The organism is Prosthecobacter sp. (assembly GCF_029946185.1).
Lineage (GTDB): Bacteria > Verrucomicrobiota > Verrucomicrobiia > Verrucomicrobiales > Verrucomicrobiaceae > Prosthecobacter.
The window spans coordinates 1-16,533 of sequence record NZ_JAQSEA010000254.1; the positions used below are offsets into that span (position 1 = coordinate 1).

The 16,533-nt window shown below is 57.1% G+C and carries 25 protein-coding genes; all 25 read right to left on the reverse strand.

Features of this window, described 5'->3' with window-relative positions:
- The coding region (locus PSV43_RS20980) for an efflux RND transporter permease subunit (RefSeq protein ID WP_300202236.1) at positions 1-648 on the reverse strand (648 nt) is incomplete at its 3' end.
- A 28-nt stretch (positions 649-676) separates the two neighbouring features.
- Complete coding sequence (locus PSV43_RS20985; RefSeq protein ID WP_300202239.1) at positions 677-1,930, reverse strand: efflux RND transporter periplasmic adaptor subunit; 1,254 nt, start codon at positions 1,928-1,930, stop codon at positions 677-679.
- A 194-nt stretch (positions 1,931-2,124) separates the two neighbouring features.
- On the reverse strand, positions 2,125-2,952 hold the full coding sequence (gene map, locus PSV43_RS20990; protein WP_300202242.1) for a type I methionyl aminopeptidase: 828 nt from the start codon (positions 2,950-2,952) through the stop codon (positions 2,125-2,127).
- A 17-nt stretch (positions 2,953-2,969) separates the two neighbouring features.
- Complete coding sequence (gene secY / locus PSV43_RS20995) at positions 2,970-4,472, reverse strand: preprotein translocase subunit SecY (RefSeq protein WP_300202246.1); 1,503 nt, start codon at positions 4,470-4,472, stop codon at positions 2,970-2,972.
- A gap of 94 nt (positions 4,473-4,566) precedes the next feature.
- Positions 4,567-5,010, reverse strand: a complete 444-nt coding sequence (gene rplO / locus PSV43_RS21000; RefSeq protein WP_300202249.1) for a 50S ribosomal protein L15 — start codon at positions 5,008-5,010, stop codon at positions 4,567-4,569.
- Positions 5,011-5,039: 29 nt separating this feature from the next.
- Positions 5,040-5,648 carry a 30S ribosomal protein S5 gene (rpsE, locus tag PSV43_RS21005; RefSeq protein WP_300202252.1) on the reverse strand — a complete coding sequence of 203 codons (609 nt, stop codon included), beginning with the start codon at positions 5,646-5,648 and terminating at the stop codon, positions 5,040-5,042.
- A 19-nt stretch (positions 5,649-5,667) separates the two neighbouring features.
- A complete protein-coding gene (rplR, locus tag PSV43_RS21010) occupies positions 5,668-6,027 on the reverse strand; it encodes a 50S ribosomal protein L18 (RefSeq protein WP_345784681.1) in 360 nt (119 codons plus the stop codon).
- Between the two features lie 15 nt (positions 6,028-6,042).
- Positions 6,043-6,582, reverse strand: a complete 540-nt coding sequence (rplF, locus tag PSV43_RS21015) for a 50S ribosomal protein L6 (RefSeq protein WP_300202258.1) — start codon at positions 6,580-6,582, stop codon at positions 6,043-6,045.
- Between the two features lie 22 nt (positions 6,583-6,604).
- Positions 6,605-6,994 carry a 30S ribosomal protein S8 gene (gene rpsH, locus PSV43_RS21020; protein WP_300202261.1) on the reverse strand — a complete coding sequence of 130 codons (390 nt, stop codon included), beginning with the start codon at positions 6,992-6,994 and terminating at the stop codon, positions 6,605-6,607.
- A 27-nt stretch (positions 6,995-7,021) separates the two neighbouring features.
- Positions 7,022-7,609, reverse strand: a complete 588-nt coding sequence (gene rplE, locus PSV43_RS21025) for a 50S ribosomal protein L5 (RefSeq protein ID WP_300202264.1) — start codon at positions 7,607-7,609, stop codon at positions 7,022-7,024.
- Between the two features lie 90 nt (positions 7,610-7,699).
- Positions 7,700-7,984 (reverse strand): 50S ribosomal protein L24, encoded by a 285-nt coding sequence (rplX, locus tag PSV43_RS21030; RefSeq protein ID WP_300202268.1) that lies wholly within the window; start codon positions 7,982-7,984, stop codon positions 7,700-7,702.
- A 5-nt stretch (positions 7,985-7,989) separates the two neighbouring features.
- Positions 7,990-8,358, reverse strand: coding sequence for a 50S ribosomal protein L14 (rplN, locus tag PSV43_RS21035; protein WP_300202271.1), 369 nt, complete (start codon positions 8,356-8,358; stop codon positions 7,990-7,992).
- Between the two features lie 41 nt (positions 8,359-8,399).
- Positions 8,400-8,684 carry a 30S ribosomal protein S17 gene (rpsQ, locus tag PSV43_RS21040; protein WP_294398987.1) on the reverse strand — a complete coding sequence of 95 codons (285 nt, stop codon included), beginning with the start codon at positions 8,682-8,684 and terminating at the stop codon, positions 8,400-8,402.
- A gap of 35 nt (positions 8,685-8,719) precedes the next feature.
- Positions 8,720-8,938, reverse strand: coding sequence for a 50S ribosomal protein L29 (gene rpmC, locus PSV43_RS21045; RefSeq protein ID WP_300202274.1), 219 nt, complete (start codon positions 8,936-8,938; stop codon positions 8,720-8,722).
- A 24-nt stretch (positions 8,939-8,962) separates the two neighbouring features.
- The gene (gene rplP / locus PSV43_RS21050) at positions 8,963-9,385 is read right to left on the reverse strand and encodes a 50S ribosomal protein L16 (RefSeq protein ID WP_300202277.1); all 423 of its coding nucleotides are present in this window, start codon (positions 9,383-9,385) and stop codon (positions 8,963-8,965) included.
- Between the two features lie 46 nt (positions 9,386-9,431).
- Positions 9,432-10,250: a 30S ribosomal protein S3 gene (gene rpsC / locus PSV43_RS21055; RefSeq protein ID WP_300202280.1), complete on the reverse strand. Its 819-nt coding sequence runs from the start codon at positions 10,248-10,250 to the stop codon at positions 9,432-9,434.
- Positions 10,251-10,283: 33 nt separating this feature from the next.
- Positions 10,284-10,721, reverse strand: a complete 438-nt coding sequence (gene rplV / locus PSV43_RS21060; protein WP_300202282.1) for a 50S ribosomal protein L22 — start codon at positions 10,719-10,721, stop codon at positions 10,284-10,286.
- Between the two features lie 26 nt (positions 10,722-10,747).
- Entirely contained in the window at positions 10,748-11,527 is a 780-nt protein-coding gene (locus PSV43_RS21065) for a hypothetical protein (RefSeq protein WP_300202285.1), read from the reverse strand.
- A gap of 22 nt (positions 11,528-11,549) precedes the next feature.
- Positions 11,550-11,828, reverse strand: coding sequence for a 30S ribosomal protein S19 (gene rpsS, locus PSV43_RS21070; protein ID WP_294398970.1), 279 nt, complete (start codon positions 11,826-11,828; stop codon positions 11,550-11,552).
- A 24-nt stretch (positions 11,829-11,852) separates the two neighbouring features.
- Positions 11,853-12,692 (reverse strand): 50S ribosomal protein L2, encoded by an 840-nt coding sequence (gene rplB, locus PSV43_RS21075; protein ID WP_300202288.1) that lies wholly within the window; start codon positions 12,690-12,692, stop codon positions 11,853-11,855.
- A 36-nt stretch (positions 12,693-12,728) separates the two neighbouring features.
- A complete protein-coding gene (rplW, locus tag PSV43_RS21080; protein WP_300202291.1) occupies positions 12,729-13,013 on the reverse strand; it encodes a 50S ribosomal protein L23 in 285 nt (94 codons plus the stop codon).
- A gap of 2 nt (positions 13,014-13,015) precedes the next feature.
- On the reverse strand, positions 13,016-13,627 hold the full coding sequence (rplD, locus tag PSV43_RS21085; protein ID WP_300202294.1) for a 50S ribosomal protein L4: 612 nt from the start codon (positions 13,625-13,627) through the stop codon (positions 13,016-13,018).
- 17 nt (positions 13,628-13,644) lie between these two features.
- Positions 13,645-14,298 carry a 50S ribosomal protein L3 gene (gene rplC / locus PSV43_RS21090; RefSeq protein ID WP_300202297.1) on the reverse strand — a complete coding sequence of 218 codons (654 nt, stop codon included), beginning with the start codon at positions 14,296-14,298 and terminating at the stop codon, positions 13,645-13,647.
- A 36-nt stretch (positions 14,299-14,334) separates the two neighbouring features.
- Entirely contained in the window at positions 14,335-14,643 is a 309-nt protein-coding gene (rpsJ, locus tag PSV43_RS21095) for a 30S ribosomal protein S10 (RefSeq protein WP_294398955.1), read from the reverse strand.
- Between the two features lie 44 nt (positions 14,644-14,687).
- On the reverse strand, positions 14,688-16,533 hold a 1,846-nt coding region (gene fusA, locus PSV43_RS21100; RefSeq protein ID WP_300202301.1), incomplete at its 5' end, for an elongation factor G.

Here is a 16,533-nt window from a genome sequence, read left to right on the forward strand (position 1 = left end):
GGGCTGGTTCACATTCCCGGTGGTGATGGCGGTGCGCAGGTCCTCGGTGCTGAGGCCGCGTGAGGCGAGCGCGACCGGATTGGCACGGATGCGTACCGCCGGGCGCATGCCGCCGCTGAGTGCGACCAGCCCCACGCCGGTAATCTGCGACAGCTTGGGCACGAGGCGCGTGTCGGCAGCATCCTGCACCTTGATCAATGGCAGGGTGTGCGAAGTCAGGGCCAGCGAGATGATGGGCGCATCCGCCGGGTTGACCTTGTTGTAGATCGGCGGATTGGGCAGGTCGGTGGGCAGCAGTGTGGAGGCGGCATTGATCGCCGCCTGCACGCTCTGCTCGGCAATGTCCAGCCTCAGCCCGAGCGTGAACCGCAGGGTGATCACGGAGGAGCCGCCGCTGCTGATCGAATACATCTGCGCGAGGCCGGGCATCTGGCCGAACTGGCGCTCCAACGGGGCCGTGATGGAGGAGGTCATCACTTCCGGTCCCGCACCGGGATAGAGGGTGACGACCTGGATCGTGGGATAATCCACCTGCGGCAGCGCGGACACTGGCAGCAGCCTGTAGGCCAGCGCACCGACGAGCAAGACCGCCACCATCAGCAACGTGGTTGCGACGGGACGCTCAATGAAGATGCGGGAGGGATTCATGCGTGAGTCGTCAGGCAGAAGTCAGACATCACGGCAGCGGCGCAGCTTTGCCGCGCGGGCCTTCACCCTTGGGCTTGTCGCCTTGAGGGATCTCGGTGGGAGGTTTCTTGCCAGGGGTGATGACCTGCACGGCGCTGCCTTCGCGAAGTCGATCAACGCCCATCGTGATCACTTTGTCGCCGGGTTTCAATCCTTCGAGGATGAGCACGCGATCACCCTGCGTGTGGCCGGTGACCACATCGTGAAGCTTCACAGTGTTGTCAGCCTGCAGGACATACGCATAGCCGCCCTTCGCGCCACGCTGGATGGCCGTGGCGGGGGCCACGATGGCCTTGGGCTGCGTCTCCACCAGCAGCCGGGTGACCACAAACTGATTCGGAAACAACAGGCCGTCGGTATTGGGCAACTGCGCCTTCAGCCGCAAGGTACCGGAGGTGAGATCGATTTGATTGTCGGTGGTCAGCAATTTTCCGCGCGCCAGGACTTTATCCATCAGCTTGTCCACGGCCTCCACCAGCACCGGGCCGCCGTCAGCCAGACGTTGCTGGATGCCCGCCACGCGCTCCTGGGGAATGGCGGAGATCAAACCGATGGGGTCCATCTGCGTGATGATGACCAGCCCGTTCACATCCGAGGCGCGGATCATGTTGCCAGCGTCCACCTGCCGCAAACCGACACGCCCGGTGAGTGGCGCGGTGACCTTGGTGTAGCTGAGCTGAAGCTCGGCACTGGCGACCGTAGCGCGGTCGGATTCCAACGCGGCTTCATACTGCAAGACCAGCGAGGCCTGGGTGTCCACCTGCTGCTTGGCGATGGAGTCCTGTTTGAGCAACGCGTTGTACCGGTCCAAGTCTTTGCGCGCATTGAGCAGCAGAGCCTCATCCCGTGAGAGCTGTCCCTTGGCCTGATCCAGCGTGACTTGAAACGGACGTGGATCGATTTCCGCGAGGAGGTCACCGGCTTTGACCATCTGTCCCTCGACAAACCGCACCTTGTCCAACTGCCCATCCACGCGACTGCGCACGACGACCACATTCAGCGGGGTGACGGTGCCGGAGAGGCTCAACCATTCCTCAAAGTCCTCCTGCTTCACCTCACCAACAGTCACAGCGACCGTGGCGCTACGCGAAGCTCCACGACCACCGGGAGGGCCGCCTGCGGCGGGTGCCGGACGGTTCATCCACAGCCAAACGCCACCGGCGAGGACGAGGAAAATGACCACAAAACATCCGGCACGACCTTTGGCAGGCGGCGGAGAAGCAAGAGAGGGTGTGTCGTTCATGTAGGAGTCGGCGCGCAGAGATAGAACACGGCCCAAAGACCCTTGTTTCATCGCCCGCAAAACTACGACTCTGGCATGCGCTTAGAAGCAGTCCAGTCACAGGATGACTGAACTAAAAATAAGTGTTCAGAACTCCATTTGCCTGCGCAAAAGGCCACTGGTGCGACCGTGTAGCGGGAGGCGTGATTCCAGCCTCAGCCCAGCTCTGAGACCGGTCTAGGCGTAAGGTCTGCGGTTCCCTTCGGAAACATGCGGTCACGTGCCGTCAGAATCTCCGGCTCGTCGGCTGTGACCAGAACCACATGCTCAAAGTGCGCCGAAGGCTTGCGGTCAGTCGTCACCACCGTCCACTTGTCTTCAAGTGTGCGCGTCTTCCCCGTTCCCATGTTGATCATCGGTTCGATGGCCAGAGTCATCCCTGCTTTAAGACGTGGGCGGTCGCCCTTCTTTCCGTAGTTTGGCACCTGCGGTTCTTCGTGAAGTTTTCTGCCGACGCCATGGCCGACAAACTCACGCACCACCGTGTAACCATACTGAGTGACATGGTGCTCCACGCTGTGGCAAAGATCGCCAAGCATCCAACCATCACGGGCAAATTTCACAGCATTCAGCAGTGATTCTTCGGTCGCAGCGAGAAGGTGCAGCGTTTCCTTGGCCACGTTGCCAACAGGAACCGTCAGTGCATTATCCCCTACCCAGCCGTCGAAATAAACACCGACGTCAATTTTCACGATGTCTCCATCTTGAATCACACGCGGACCACCGATGCCGTGCACGACCTCCTCATTGATGGAGATGCAGATGTGGCCTGGAAACTTGCGGTAGCCCAGAAAGGCGCTGGTGGCACCGCACGCCTTGATTTCAGCGGCGGCAAAACGGTCCACCTCCGCAGTCGTCACTCCGACATGCACCTGCGAGGCGGATTTGATCAGCACATCACGTGCTACCTGACAGGCCCTGCGGATGCCCTGCTGCTGCGCGCCGTGACGGATGGGGATGTTCCCAGATTTTACAAATGCCATGACGCGCTGAGTAAGGCTCACTTAAGAGCGAGTTTGTACACGACGCCAATCAAGACCATGATGGCGAGAGCGACCCAAATCCACACGACGGTGGTGGAGTCCACTGCCCGCGCTCCCTGCTGGATGCGGTCCACACGGCCACGAATGCGCCCCTTCTTGAGGAAGCCGTCATAATGGCTCTGCAACAGATGAGTTTCGACCTGGCGCATGACATCAAGCACGACACCGACAAGGATCAGCAGGCTGGTGCCACCGAAGAACTGCGCAGCCGAGCTGGAAATTTGCAACGTGCTGCTGACGACGCCCGGCATCACATAGAGACCGGTGAGGAAGATCGCCCCCGCAAAGGTCAAACGACTCATTGTGAAGTCCAGGAAGTCCGCAGTCGGCTTGCCTGGGCGGATGCCCGGAACGTAACCACCACTCTTCTTGAGATCTTCCGAGATCTGTGTCGGCTGGAACATCGTGGCGACCCAGAAGTAACTGAAGAAGAAAATCAGCAGCGAAGACACCACATAGTAAACCCAGCCACTGCTGATAAACATCGCCATGCGCTGGATCCAATTCACATCTTTGAAGAGCGAAGCCAGAATGGTGGAAGGAAAGAGCAAAATCGCTTGGGCGAAGATGATCGGCATAACACCGGAATAATTGATCTTGAGGGGCAGATACTGGGTCTGTCCGCCATAGACCTTACGACCGACAACACGCTTGGCATAAGTGATGGCAATGCGTCGCGTCGCCTGGGTCAGCGCGATAACACCCGCAATGACGATAATCATGAAACCCATCAATAGAACAAGGGTAAAGGCGCTGGAAGGGCTGGCCTTGACACTGCTCACAAAGGTCTGCCAGACTTGGATCAGCGCACCCGGAAGGTCGGAAACGATGTTGACGCAAATGAGGATGGAAACACCGTTACCGATCCCTCGGTCTGTGATCTGCTCCCCAAGCCACATCATGAGCATCGTGCCAGCGGTGATGGTGATGACGCTGGTAAATACAAATCCAATCCCATAATTGGGAACGAGCGGTCTGCCACCCAGTTTATCGATGGCATCCTGCAAACCCGCCATCAAGTAATTTTGCGCCGGATCGTGGAGAGATTGGGCGAGAAGAGTAGCCTGAAAGACGCAGAGCACGATCGTGGCGATACGCGTATATTGCGTGATCTTCTGACGTCCACCTTCCTCACGGGCCAGCTTGCTCAGCGGAGGCCAGACAGCTGTCAACAGCTGCAGCATGATGCTGGCGCTGATGTAGGGCATGATGCCCAAGGCAAAAATAGCGCAGTTTTGCAGCCCACCGCCGCTGAAAATGTTGAGCAGTGCGGCGACCTGTGAGGCACCGGAGGCATTGTCACCCGCCTTGTTTTCGATCCAGGCATTCAACACCGTTGCATCAACACCCGGAAGCGTGATGGATGTGCCGATGCGGACGATGACAATCATCGCCAAGGTGAAAAGAATACGCGAGCGAAGTTCGGGAACTTTGAAGCTGTTGGCGAAAGCAGAGATCATGAGAGAGTGGCTCTAAGCGAAGATGGGCCTGCTTCCTGACAGCATTCGCTGCGCGGAGACCGGCCCATCAAAGAGGTTGGTTAGGTCAAAAAAATCAGGCAGCGATGGAACCGCCGGCTTTCTCAATCTTTTCACGGGCGGTGGCGCTGACTTTCGCGCCCTCGATGGTGAGCTTGAGGGCAAGCTCGCCAGTGCCGAGAATCTTGATGTAGTCGCAATTGCGGCTCACCAGACCTGACTCACGCAGTGCGGCTTCATTGATGACAGCGCCATCCTTGAAAGCTTCGTTGAGTTCACCAACGTTCACGACTTCGAAGACGTCTTTGAACTGCTTGTTGTTAAAGCCCTTCTTTGGCAGACGGCGATGCATTGGCATCTGACCACCTTCAAAGCCGGGGCGAATGCCACGACCTGCGCGGGCCATCTGACCTTTGTTGCCTTTACCGGAGGTTTTACCGTGACCGGAGCTTTCGCCACAGCCGATGCGCTTGCGGCGCTTCTTGGCACCGGGCCGGGGTTTGACGTCTTGGAGTTGCATGGAAATTTAAGGGGAATAAGTTGATTCAATCAGAGAGCCTTGCGCTCTTTGATCTCCTTGCCGCGTGCGCGGAGGATTTCGTCGGCAGGGCGCAGCGCAGTAAGAGCGGCAAGCGTTGCACGGACGACGTTGGCGTGGTTGCTGGATCCCAGCGATTTACCGATCACGTCTTTGACACCTGCTGCTTCAAGCACGGCGCGGGCACCGCCACCAGCAATGATGCCGGTACCAGGCGTTGCTGGCTTGAGGAGAATGTGTCCGCCACCATGGGCACCAATCACTTCATGTGGGATGGTGCTGTCCTTGAGGCAGATGGAAACCATGTTTTTGCGGGAAGCTTCAGTCGCCTTCTTGATGGCGTCAGAAACTTCGTTGGCCTTGCCAAAACCGCAGCCAACTTTGCCCTTGGCATCGCCAGATACGACGAGTGCGCTGAAGCTGAAGCGACGACCACCTTTGACCACCTTGGCGCATCGGTTGATGTGAACTACTTTTTCGACGCCGTCCGTCTCGCGAGGAGCACGATCATCACGACCACGGAAACCACCGTAGGAAGGTGCGGGCGCAGGTGCTGCTGGAGCTGGTGCCACCACGGGTGCGGCGGCTGGGGGATCGATAACTACTGTTTCTTCGGCCATAAATTTGCGTGAGGCGGTTTTAGAATTTCAGACCCTTTTCACGGGCAGCATCTGCAAGGGCTTTCACCTTGCCATGATAAATGAAACCGGCACGGTCGAAGACCACTTCGGTGATGTTTTTTGCCATGGCACGCTCCGCGAGGAGGTTGCCAATTTTGGTGGCGTTTTCGACGTTGGCCTTGCCAGCGCCGTAACCTTTTTCCTTAGTGGATGCCGAAACGATCGTCTTGCCGGCCGCGTCGTCGATGACCTGGGCGTAAACGTTGGTGTTCGAGAAGTAAACTGCGAGGCGGGGACGCTCGGCGGTACCGCTGAGTTTGCGGCGGATGCGCTTGTGAATGCGAGCGCGAATATCTTTGCGATTGGTAAGAGCCATGATGAGTATCTCCGGAAATTATTTGACGGATTTGCCGGCTTTACGGCGGATGTGTTCGCCCACGTAACGCACGCCCTTGGCCTTGTAAGGCTCCGGCGGGTAGTAAGCACGAATATCAGCAGCAAGCTGCCCGACCACCTGTTTGTCGATGCCCTCAATGGCGATCTTGGTGTTTTCAGTGACAGTCACCTTCACTCCCTGAGGAATCGGATGAAGACGGTCATGGGACTGGCCCAGCTGAAGGTCGATGTTGGAACCTTTGACAGTGGCGCGGAAACCGACGCCATGAATCTCAAGATTGCGGGTGTAGCCTTGGCTGACACCGATGAGCATGTTCGTGATCAGGCGCTGGGTGGTGCCATGAAGGGCGCGCACTTTGCGGTCTTCTGAATCACGAGTGACGTTGATCGTCTTGTCATCGGATGCGACCTTGACTCCGAGAGGAAGAGTCCAGCCAAGTTCGCCCCTCGGGCCCTTGACCTGCACCGTACGATCAGCACCAAGTTTGATGGTGACCTTGTCTGGGATGGAAATAATTTGTTTGCCTACGCGTGACATAATGGGTGTGACGGGTTGGGGGTTACCAGACAGTGGCGAGAAGTTCGCCGCCCACTTTGGCTTTGCGGGCCTTGGCACCCGTCATGATGCCGCGTGGTGTGGAAAGAATGGAAATGCCCAGGCCGCCAAGAACACGAGGAATCTCAGTGCTGCCGACATACTTGCGCAGACCAGGCTTGCTGACACGGTCGATCTTGCGAATGACAGCGGTCTTGTCCTGATACTTGAGCTTCAGCTTAAGGCGGGGATGGGTGGCGGTGGTGTCCACTTCGTAGCCCCAGATGTAGCCTTCTTCCTGCAAAATGCGGGAAAGTTCGGCCTTCAACTTGGAGAAGGGAATGAGCACCTGCTCCTGCTGTGCTGAGCAGGCGTTGCGGATGCGGGTAAGAAAATCTGCGATCGGGTCGGTCATGACGCTGAGTGTGTCCGGGTGTTTGGGTTATGCGGCTGCGGCTTCAGTGCCATCTTCCTTCTTCGGCTGGGCCACGCGGACGCGGAATGGCATCCCAAGTGTGCGCAGCATTTCACGCGCATGGTCATCATTATTCGTGCTGGTGACGAAGGTGATGTCAAAACCAAGCTGACGCTTGATCTTGTCGAGTTCGATTTCCGGGAAGATCGACTGTTCAGCAACACCGAGGGTGTAGTTGCCACGACCGTCAAAGGCACGGGGGGCGACACCACGGAAGTCACGAATACGAGGAATGGCGGTGCGCACGAGACGCATCATGAAGTCATACATCTTCTCGCCACGAAGGGTGACTTTGACGCCGACATTTTCACCTTCACGAAGCTTGAAGTTGGCGATGGCCTTCTTGCTCTTGGTGATGATTGGCTTCTGGCCAGTGATGAGAGTGACTTCATTCACAGCGTCTTCGATCGCCTGCTTGCGCTCTGCCTGACTGCCGATGGCGCAGTTCACGACGATTTTTTTGAGCTGAGGGACCTGATGGATGTTTTCGAGACCGAGCGTGGTTTTCAGCTCAGTGCGTTTTTCTTTATAGAGGGTCTGTAGGATATGTTCCATGATTCAGTTTGGCTGTGCCGCCTTTCCCTCGATGGTCGCACCGTTGTGGAACGACGATAGCGAGGGGGGAGGCAAATGGGGGGCGTTGATCTAGGCCTTGGCCTTCTTCTTAGCAACTTTCTTTTTCTTCTCTTTTACAGGCGCATCAACGCGCTTGACATTCGAGATATGAATGGGGGCTTCTTGCTCTTGGAAGCCGCCGGCTTGATTTTGCTGGGTGGGCTTGATCGCTTTCTTGATCATGCGCACGCCTTCGACGAGCACCCGGTTCTTAGCAGTCTGCACTGCCAGGACAACGCCCTGGGCGCCTTTGGCGGCTCCGGAAATGACGACGACATTGTCGCCTTTTTTAACGTGGGTCTTGGTACGGCTCATTGGAATTACAGCACTTCAGGTGCGAGGGAAACGATCTTCATGAAATTCTTGTCGCGCAACTCACGGGCCACTGGGCCAAAGATGCGGGTGCCACGCGGGTTATTGTCCTTGTCGATAATGACCATCGCATTGCGGTCAAAGCGAAGGATCGAACCATCAACACGGCGGATTGGGTGCGAGGTGCGCACGATTACAGCGCGAACCACTTCACCTTTTTTCACGGCTGCGGTCGGTGTCGACTCACGAACGTGGGCGGTGATGATATCGCCAACATAGGCGAAGCGGGTATTTTTCTTGCCGAGCACGCCGATCATCGTGGCCAGCTTGGCACCGGTGTTGTCAGCCACCGGGATTGAGGACTCCATTTGCAACATAAACTGTTTCTCCTGGTAAGTTAAAGGGTTCTAAATATGACTTAGTGCTTCTGCACTTCGATCAGCTCCCAGCGCTTCAGCTTGGAGAGCGGGCGGGTTTCGGCGATGAGCACTTTGTCACCTTCTTTGGCCACGCTGTTTTCGTCGTGGGCATAGAACTTGGAGGTTTTGCGCACGATCTTCTTGAAGATTGGATGCGGAACGCGGCGTTCGACTTTAACGACGATGGTCTTCGTCATTTTATCGGACACCACGACGCCGACACGCGTCTTGCGCACGGCTGGTTTTTCGGTGGCTGCAGGGGCTTCTGCGGTGGTCTCGCTCATGATATTGGAAATGCTTCAGTGGGTTGATGACCGGATCAGGCGGCCTTCTTGGCAGCCGCAGCGCGGGTGCGTTCGGTGATGATGGTTTCGATCCGGGCGATCTCGCGGCGGATATGGGTCAGACGGGCTGGATTTTCGAGCTGACCGCCACCTGCGCTCTGCTGCACGCGCAGATTCAGCGCTTCCTGCTTCAGTTCGCGACGGCGTGTGGAGAGTTCTTCCACAGTCGATTCACGGAGTTCTTTGATCTTCATAATTGAGTTCGCAATGAGCGTTGATTATTTGCCCTGGGTGTCGCGGCTGACGAAGCGGCAGCGCAGACCGAGCTTGGTGTTGGCGAGGCGGCAGGCTTCGCGAGCGGTGGCTTCGTTAACGCCAGAAACTTCAAACAGCATGTGCCCCGGAAGGACCACTGCAACCCAGAATTCTGGAGCGCCTTTACCCTTACCCATTCGGACTTCCGGTGGACGCTGGGTGACTGGCTTGTGTGGGAAAATACGGCAGAAGACCTTGCCTTTTCGCTTCAGGAAGCGCGTGATGGCCACGCGGCAGGCTTCGATGTGGATGTTTTTGATCCAGCCGCGCTCAAGGGTCTGGAGACCGAAGTCACCAAAGTCCAGCTTGTTGCCGCTTGTGGCGTTGCCGCCGCGGTTGCCGCGCTGCGATTTACGATATTTTACTCTGCTTGGAAGAAGGGCCATACGTCTAGGTCCGGTAGAAAGGGGTTATTTGGAGGAAAAGGGTCGTTTATGCTTGGGCAGGTGCTGGGGCCGGTGCTGGAGCGCCGCCACCGTAGCCACCACCACCATAACCGCCGCCACCTTGTGGGCCACGGCCACGATCACCACCGCGAGGACCTGGAGCTCCAGGAGCGCCACCGCCAGGGCGACGGTCATCTCTGCGTGGGCGACGGTCACCTTGTGGGCGGGACACGCCTTCAGGGGCATTGCCACGGTTCATCCAGCACTTCACGCCGATGATACCGTAAACAGTGCGAGCTTCTGCGAAGCCATAATCAATCGGGATACGCAGGGTCTGAAGAGGAACCTTGCCCTGGCGATACCACTCTGCACGAGCGATGTCGGCACCACCGAGACGGCCGGCGCAGCGGAGACGAATGCCATCAGCACCCATGTCCATGGCGGTCTGCACGGAACGCTTCATGGCGCGGCGGAAGGAGATACGGCGCTCAAGCTGAACGGCGACTGCTTCTGCGACGAGCTGGGCGTCAAGTTCAGGCTGCTTGATTTCGAAGATGTCGATCTTGACCTGCTTGCCACCGCACATTTCGGAGACCTTCTGGCTCATCACATCGATTTCCTGACCCTTACGGCCAATGACCAGACCTGGGCGGGCGGTGTGGAGGGTCACGCGGACCTGGTTCCAAGCGCGCTCGATCACGATCTTGGAGATCGCAGCCTGCATGAGTTTTTCCTTCAGGTAGCCACGAATGGCGAGATCGCTGTGAAGCGAATCTGCATATTCTTTTTCAGGTGCGTACCACTTGGAGCGCCAGTCTTTGGTGACTGCGAGGCGGAAGCCGATCGGATTTACTTTCTGTCCCATAAAGTGAAGAGGTGCGGTTGGGGGGCGTTGCGGTTATTCAGAAGCTTTCTTGGCTTTGGCTGCCTTCTTGACGGCAGGTGCATTCCGACGAGCGGACTTTGGAGCCTTCTTCTCACCTTCGGCCTTGGCTTCTTCAGCCTTCGGTGCGCCGATGATGACGGTGATGTGAGTCATGCGCTTCTTGATCGGAGCGGCTGAACCACGTGCACGTGGCATGATGCGGCTCAGGACCGGGCCTGGAGTGGCGATGGCGGACTGAACGATGAATTCAGAGGCATCCTGCTCGTGGTTGTTCTCAGCATTCGCGATAGCGGAACGAAGAGTCTTGCCAACAAGGAAGGCGGCTTTCTTTGGAGTGAAGTCGAGAACGCTCAGCGCCTGGGAAACGGGCATGCCGGTGATGGCACGTGTGACCTGACGGGCTTTCTGCGAGGAGATCCTGGCGTATTTGAGGACGGAACGGACGGACATAAAGCGAGGGGGGGTTCTTGACTTCGTTAGAGAGATTTGTTGAGATCGACGCGACCCCGGTCACCGACGCGGACGGGATCATTTGCAGTAGCCAGTTCCTGGACGACTGCGCCACAGACAGAGTTGCGAACTTCAGTGACAAGGACTTTGGCGATGGGCTTGTCTTCGCGGTAAATTTCAAAAGGCATTCCTGGCTTCACTCCGTCTTTAGCACCGATTGAGAGAACGGCGATGCCGAGTTCACTCTTTAGGCTGACGACGCGAGCGTTTTGCAGGTCACCCAAGGCCTGGCCATTCTGACCACCACCTGCTTTGACAAGCGCGGCATCGGCAGCGGTAATGGCCTTGTTAAGACGGTCCGCAGCGGCCGGATCAGCGTTTTGAGCGCCCTTCATCAGACCCATGCCTGATTCAGCCAGTTCAATCAGAGCATTGGCGAGTTCGTCGCGCTGGTCTTTCATGATGCGCAGGTCGCTGAGGGCAGCGAGCAGGCGCTCCTGGGTTTGATCCTTGGAGTTTTCGAGTGCACCAACCCCAAGACCTTCGAGCAGACCGCGCAGCTTTTCGTAGCGATCTTTGAGCTCGTTGGTTTCAGCATTGGCAGCAGCAGCGCTCTGCGCCAGCGCGTCGTTCTTATCCTTGGCAGCAAGAAGCTGAGCATCTTGAGCTTGGATCTTTGCGGCGGCGACTTGAAGCGAGATATGCAGTTCCTGATTTTCGAGCCTGTCATCCGCACTCACACCTGACACACCCACTGCAAGAAGCAGTGAGGCAGTGAGGCAGGTGATGGAATTGCGGAGTGACATGTAAAAGCTCGATGCTCAGGAATTACTTGGCGGCCTTGACGGTGACGGCACCGTGAGACTTGAACAGACGGGTCAGGGAAAACTCGCCGAGGCGGTGTCCCACCATGTTTTCAGTCACATAAACAGAGACGAAGTCTTTGCCGTTGTGAACGAGGAAGGTGTGGCCAACAAGGTCAGGAGTGACCATGGAGGAACGTGCCCAAGTCTTGATGGGGCGTTTCTGCTTGGCGTCGTTAAGCTTGTCCACCTTGTCGAGGAGGGCTTGCTGAACGAAAGGACCTTTTTTGAGGGAGCGTGCCATGTGAGTGCGTGATTGAGGAATGGATTACTTCTTGGCGTGACGGCTCTGGATGATGAGCTTGTTCGATGCCTTCTTCTTATTGCGGGTCTTCTCACCCTTTGCGTGGCCCCATGGGCTGAGCAGATGCTGGCGACCACCACCGGATTTGGAACGGCCTTCACCACCACCGTTAGGATGGTCGATCGGGTTCATACACATACCACGGACGGTTGGGCGGGTGCCCTGCCAGCGAGTGCGGCCCGCTTTGGCGCTGACGACGTTCATGTGCTCGACGTTGCCGACCTGGCCGATTGTGGCGTAGCAGACAGCGAGGATCTTGCGGATTTCTCCAGAAGGCATGCGCACCAGGGCGAAGTCACCTTCACGGTTGGAGAGCACAGCAGCCTGACCTGCAGCACGGGCGACAACGCCGCCTTTGCCTGGGGAGAGCTCGATGTTGTGGATCGAGGTTCCAAGTGGGATCTTGCTAAGAGGGAGAGCATTGCCCACTTCTGGAGCAGCTTTCTCACCAGCCATCACCGAGGCACCCACTGAAAGGGTGTTTGGGGCGAGGATGTAGGCGCGCTGGCCGTCCTTGTACTCGACGAGGGCGATGCGAGCGGAGCGATTCGGATCGTATTCGATGCCGACCACTTTGGCTGCTTCATCACGGCGTGAGCGTTTGAAGTCGATGAGACGGTAACGTCTTTCGTGACCACCACCGATGTGACGGCAGGTGATACGACCAGTGTTGTTACGACCACCGGATTTGCGGAGAGCCACAGTGAGGCTTTTTTCCGGCGAATGCTTGGTGATCTCATCAAAGGAGTTCCACTCCTTGTAGCGATTGGTGGGCGTAGTAGGCTTGAATGTTTTCAGCGCCATGACGGTAGAATAAGTTAAAGGGTTGCGGGCCTGGGTTTACGCGAGGTCGAACTTTTCACCCGCTTTGAGGCGGACGATCGCTTTCTTCCAGTGATTGGTGCGGCCGGAATCGGCGCGGCGCTCACGACGGGCCTTGCCGTCATAGTTCGCAGTGCGGACACCGGTGACTTTTTTGCCAAACAGTTTTTCGATGGCCTGTTTGATGTCGATCTTGGTGGCTTCGACATCCACGGAGAACACGTACTCGTTGTTCTGTTCGCCCAGCAGCGTTGCTTTTTCGCTGAGACGGATGGTTTTGATGACTTTATGAAGGTCTTTCATGATCAGGCGGTCCTCTTGGCAAGGGTTTCAAGGGCGGCACCGGTCACCACAACGCTGCGGAAGCGCAGGAGGTGCTCGGCATTCACGTCGTCAGCGGAGATAAGCTGAACGTTCTGGACATTGCGGCCAGCGCGGAAGGTGAGTTCATCGAAGCCTGTGCCGACGAGCAGCACGTTCTTCGCGGTGGTAAGGTCATTGACGGCGGCGATGAAGCTCTTCGTCTTGCCGTCTGCCACTGCAAAATTAGCAATGGTAAGCACATCACCATCATGGATGCGGGCGGTCAGAGCGGCGCGGAGAGCGAGCTTCTTGGTGCCTTTGGTGGTCTTCTTTGCCCAAACGGTTGTGTTGCGTGGGCCGAAAACGACACCACCACCACTCCAGATCGGAGAACGTTTGCTGCCCATACGAGCATTGCCGGTTCCCTTTTGGTTCCAAAGCTTCTTGCCGGAGCCGGCAACTTCAGAACGGTTTTTGGTGTGGGCGTTGCCCTGACGGCGGTTGGCACGGTAGGCCACCAGCGTGTCGTTAAGAGCCTGGGAGCCTTTATAGCCCTCGGTCAGTTGAATGTTGGCCGCCTTGGCGGCGTCGGCTGAGAGAATGGTCGCGGACATGGTTCAGTTCCTCGTAATTATTTCTTAACAACGGCTTTTTTGCCGGGGCGCACCACAACGATGCTGCCTTTGTTACCGGGGAGTGCGCCTTTGATGAGCAGGATGCCTTCTTCAGGACGGCTCTGCACAACCACAAGATTCTGTGTGGTGCAGCGGGTGGTGCCATCATGGCCAGGCATCTTCTGGTTTTTCCAGACGAGACCAGGAGTCAGACGGCAACCGATGGAACCAGGACGACGATGCATCATGTGACCATGCGTAGCTGGCTGACCAGCAAAGTTCCAGCGCTTGACGACGCCTTGGAAGCCTTTGCCTTTGGTATTGCCGATAACGTCAACCACCTGACCGTTGCTGAAGATGCTCGCGTCGAGCTTAGCATCTGCAGCTGGCAGCTGGTCGTCGCCAGTGAGGCGGAATTCTTTGACGATGCGCTTGGCCATCGTGCAACCGTGCTTCTTGAAGTGGCCCAGCAGCGGCTTGGTGACGCGGGAATCCTTCAACTGGTCGCCGTAGCCAACCTGCACTGCGCTGTACTTGTCTTTGCCGTCGCTGCGCTTCACCTGAAGAATGGTGTTGCCGCTGACATCAACCACTGTGACCGAGATTGCGTCGCCTTTGGCGTCGTAAACCTTTGTCATACCGAGTTTTTTACCGATCAATCCGAGACTCATGAATTTGTCCTCCTGTTTTTAAAAGTGAAGATCGTCTTAGATCTTGATGGTGATGTCCACGCCGGAAGGGAGATTAAGCTTTTTCAGCTCGTCCACGGTGCGGGAGGTGGGGTCAACGATGTCCAGCAGGCGCTTGTGCGTGCGGATTTCGAACTGGTCCATCGACTTCTTATCGACGTGCGGGGAACGGTTGACGGTGAACTTCTCGATGCGCGTTGGCAGCGGGATTGGGCCTGCAACACGGGCGCCGGTGCGCTTGGCGGTTTCGACGATGTCTGCGGTGCTCTTGTCGAGCACGCGGTAGTCATAGGCGCGGAGGCGGATTCTGATGCGTTGATTAGTCATGACGATTGTCCTTGGGATACGGGGGGTTCAGTGCGCGTGGGCCGTTACTTGGAGCCTCCACGCTGCTCGACGATCTGCTCAACAATCTGATGCGGGACCTGCTCGAAGTGGGAAGGTTGCATGGAGTAGCTGGCGCGTCCGGAGGAGAGTGTGCGGATGGCGGTGGAGTAACCAAACATTTCTGCCAGAGGAACTTCGGCGCGCAGGATGGCGGTCATGCCGCGGCTGTCCATGCCCTGAATCTTGCCACGGCGGCGGTTCAAGTCACCCATGATATCGCCCTGATAATCTTCCGGCGTGGTGGCTTCCACGGCCATGATCGGCTCAAGGAGAATGCACTTGGCTTTCTTGAGCGCGTCTTTGACGGCGAAGATACCGGCCATCTTGAACGCGTTTTCGTTGGAGTCCACTTCATGGCTGGAACCGTCAACGATATCGATGTGAAGGTCGATCACCGGATAACCAGCGATGATGCCATTCAGAGCGGCTTCGACGCAACCCGACTTGGCAGGGTTGATGAATTCTTTCGGGATGGTGCCGCCGACAACCTTGTTTTCGACGACGACGCCTGAACCCTTTTCACCAGGGCGGATCTTGACGACAACGTGACCGTATTGACCACGACCACCAGACTGCTTGACCAGCTTGCCTTCGCCATCAGCTGGGATGGTGAGCGTTTCGCGGTAGGCGATCTGCGGTTTGCCAGTGGTGGTTTCAACTTTGTGCTCGCGCTTGAGGCGGTCGCAGAGAATTTCGAGATGGAGTTCGCCCATGCCGGCGATGATGACCTGGCCGGTTTCTTCGTCCGTCTTGACGAAGAATGTTGGATCTTCTTCGGAGAGGCGCTGGAGAGCGTTGCCCATCTTTTCCTGGTCACCCTTGGTCTTTGGCTCGACGGCCATCGAGATCACTGGTTCTGGGAATGTTGGTGGCTCAAGAAGAATGTCGAGATCTTCATCACAAAAGGTGTCGCCAGTGCGAACATCCTTCACACCCACGAGGGCGGCGATGTCACCCGAGTAACAGGTGTCAATGTCCTTATGGACGCTGGCCTGAATCTGGATGAGGCGGCCCACACGCTCAGACTTGCGGGTGCGGGGATTGTAAATGGTGTCGCCCTTGGAAACCTTGCCGGAATAAACGCGGAAGAACACCAGTCGGCCGAATTTGTCAGACCACAGCTTGAAGCCGAGTGCGCAGAATTTACCAGCGTCATCAGGAGTAGCTACAACCTTCGTTTCTGGATCGTCCACGAGCTGGCCAGTCTGCGGCTCAATGTCAAGAGGACCTGGGAGATAGTCGATCACGGCGTCGATCAGATACTGCACGCCCTTGTTTTTGAAGGCGGAACCACCGGCCATTGGGATGATCTTGTTGGCGATCACCGTGCGGCGCAGCGCTTCCTTGACTTCCTTGATCGTGATTGGCAGTTCTTCGAGGAACTTCATGCCCAGTTCTTCGTCCTGGTTGCAAATTTCTGCCAGAAGACCGTCATAGGCCTCCTTGGCCTTTGCGATTTCAGCACCTTCGAGCTCACGCACCGAATAGGACGAGCCAAATTTTTCGTCGTCGTTGTAGATGATCGCCTTCTGGTTCACCACGTCGATCTGTCCGATCAGGCCTTCTTCAGCACCGATTGGGATGAGGATCGGCCAGGCATTCGCACCCAGCTTCTTGCGCACATCGCTGACCACGTTGTCGAAGTTGGCACCGGTGCGGTCCATCTTGTTCACGAAAGCGATACGAGGAACGCGATACTTTTCCGCCTGACGATAAACCGTTTCGGACTGCGGCTGCACACCAGCAACAGCGCAAAGCACGAAGATCGCGCCATCAAGCACACGGAGGGAACGTTCCACTTCAGCAGTGAAGTCCACGTGTCCGGGGGTG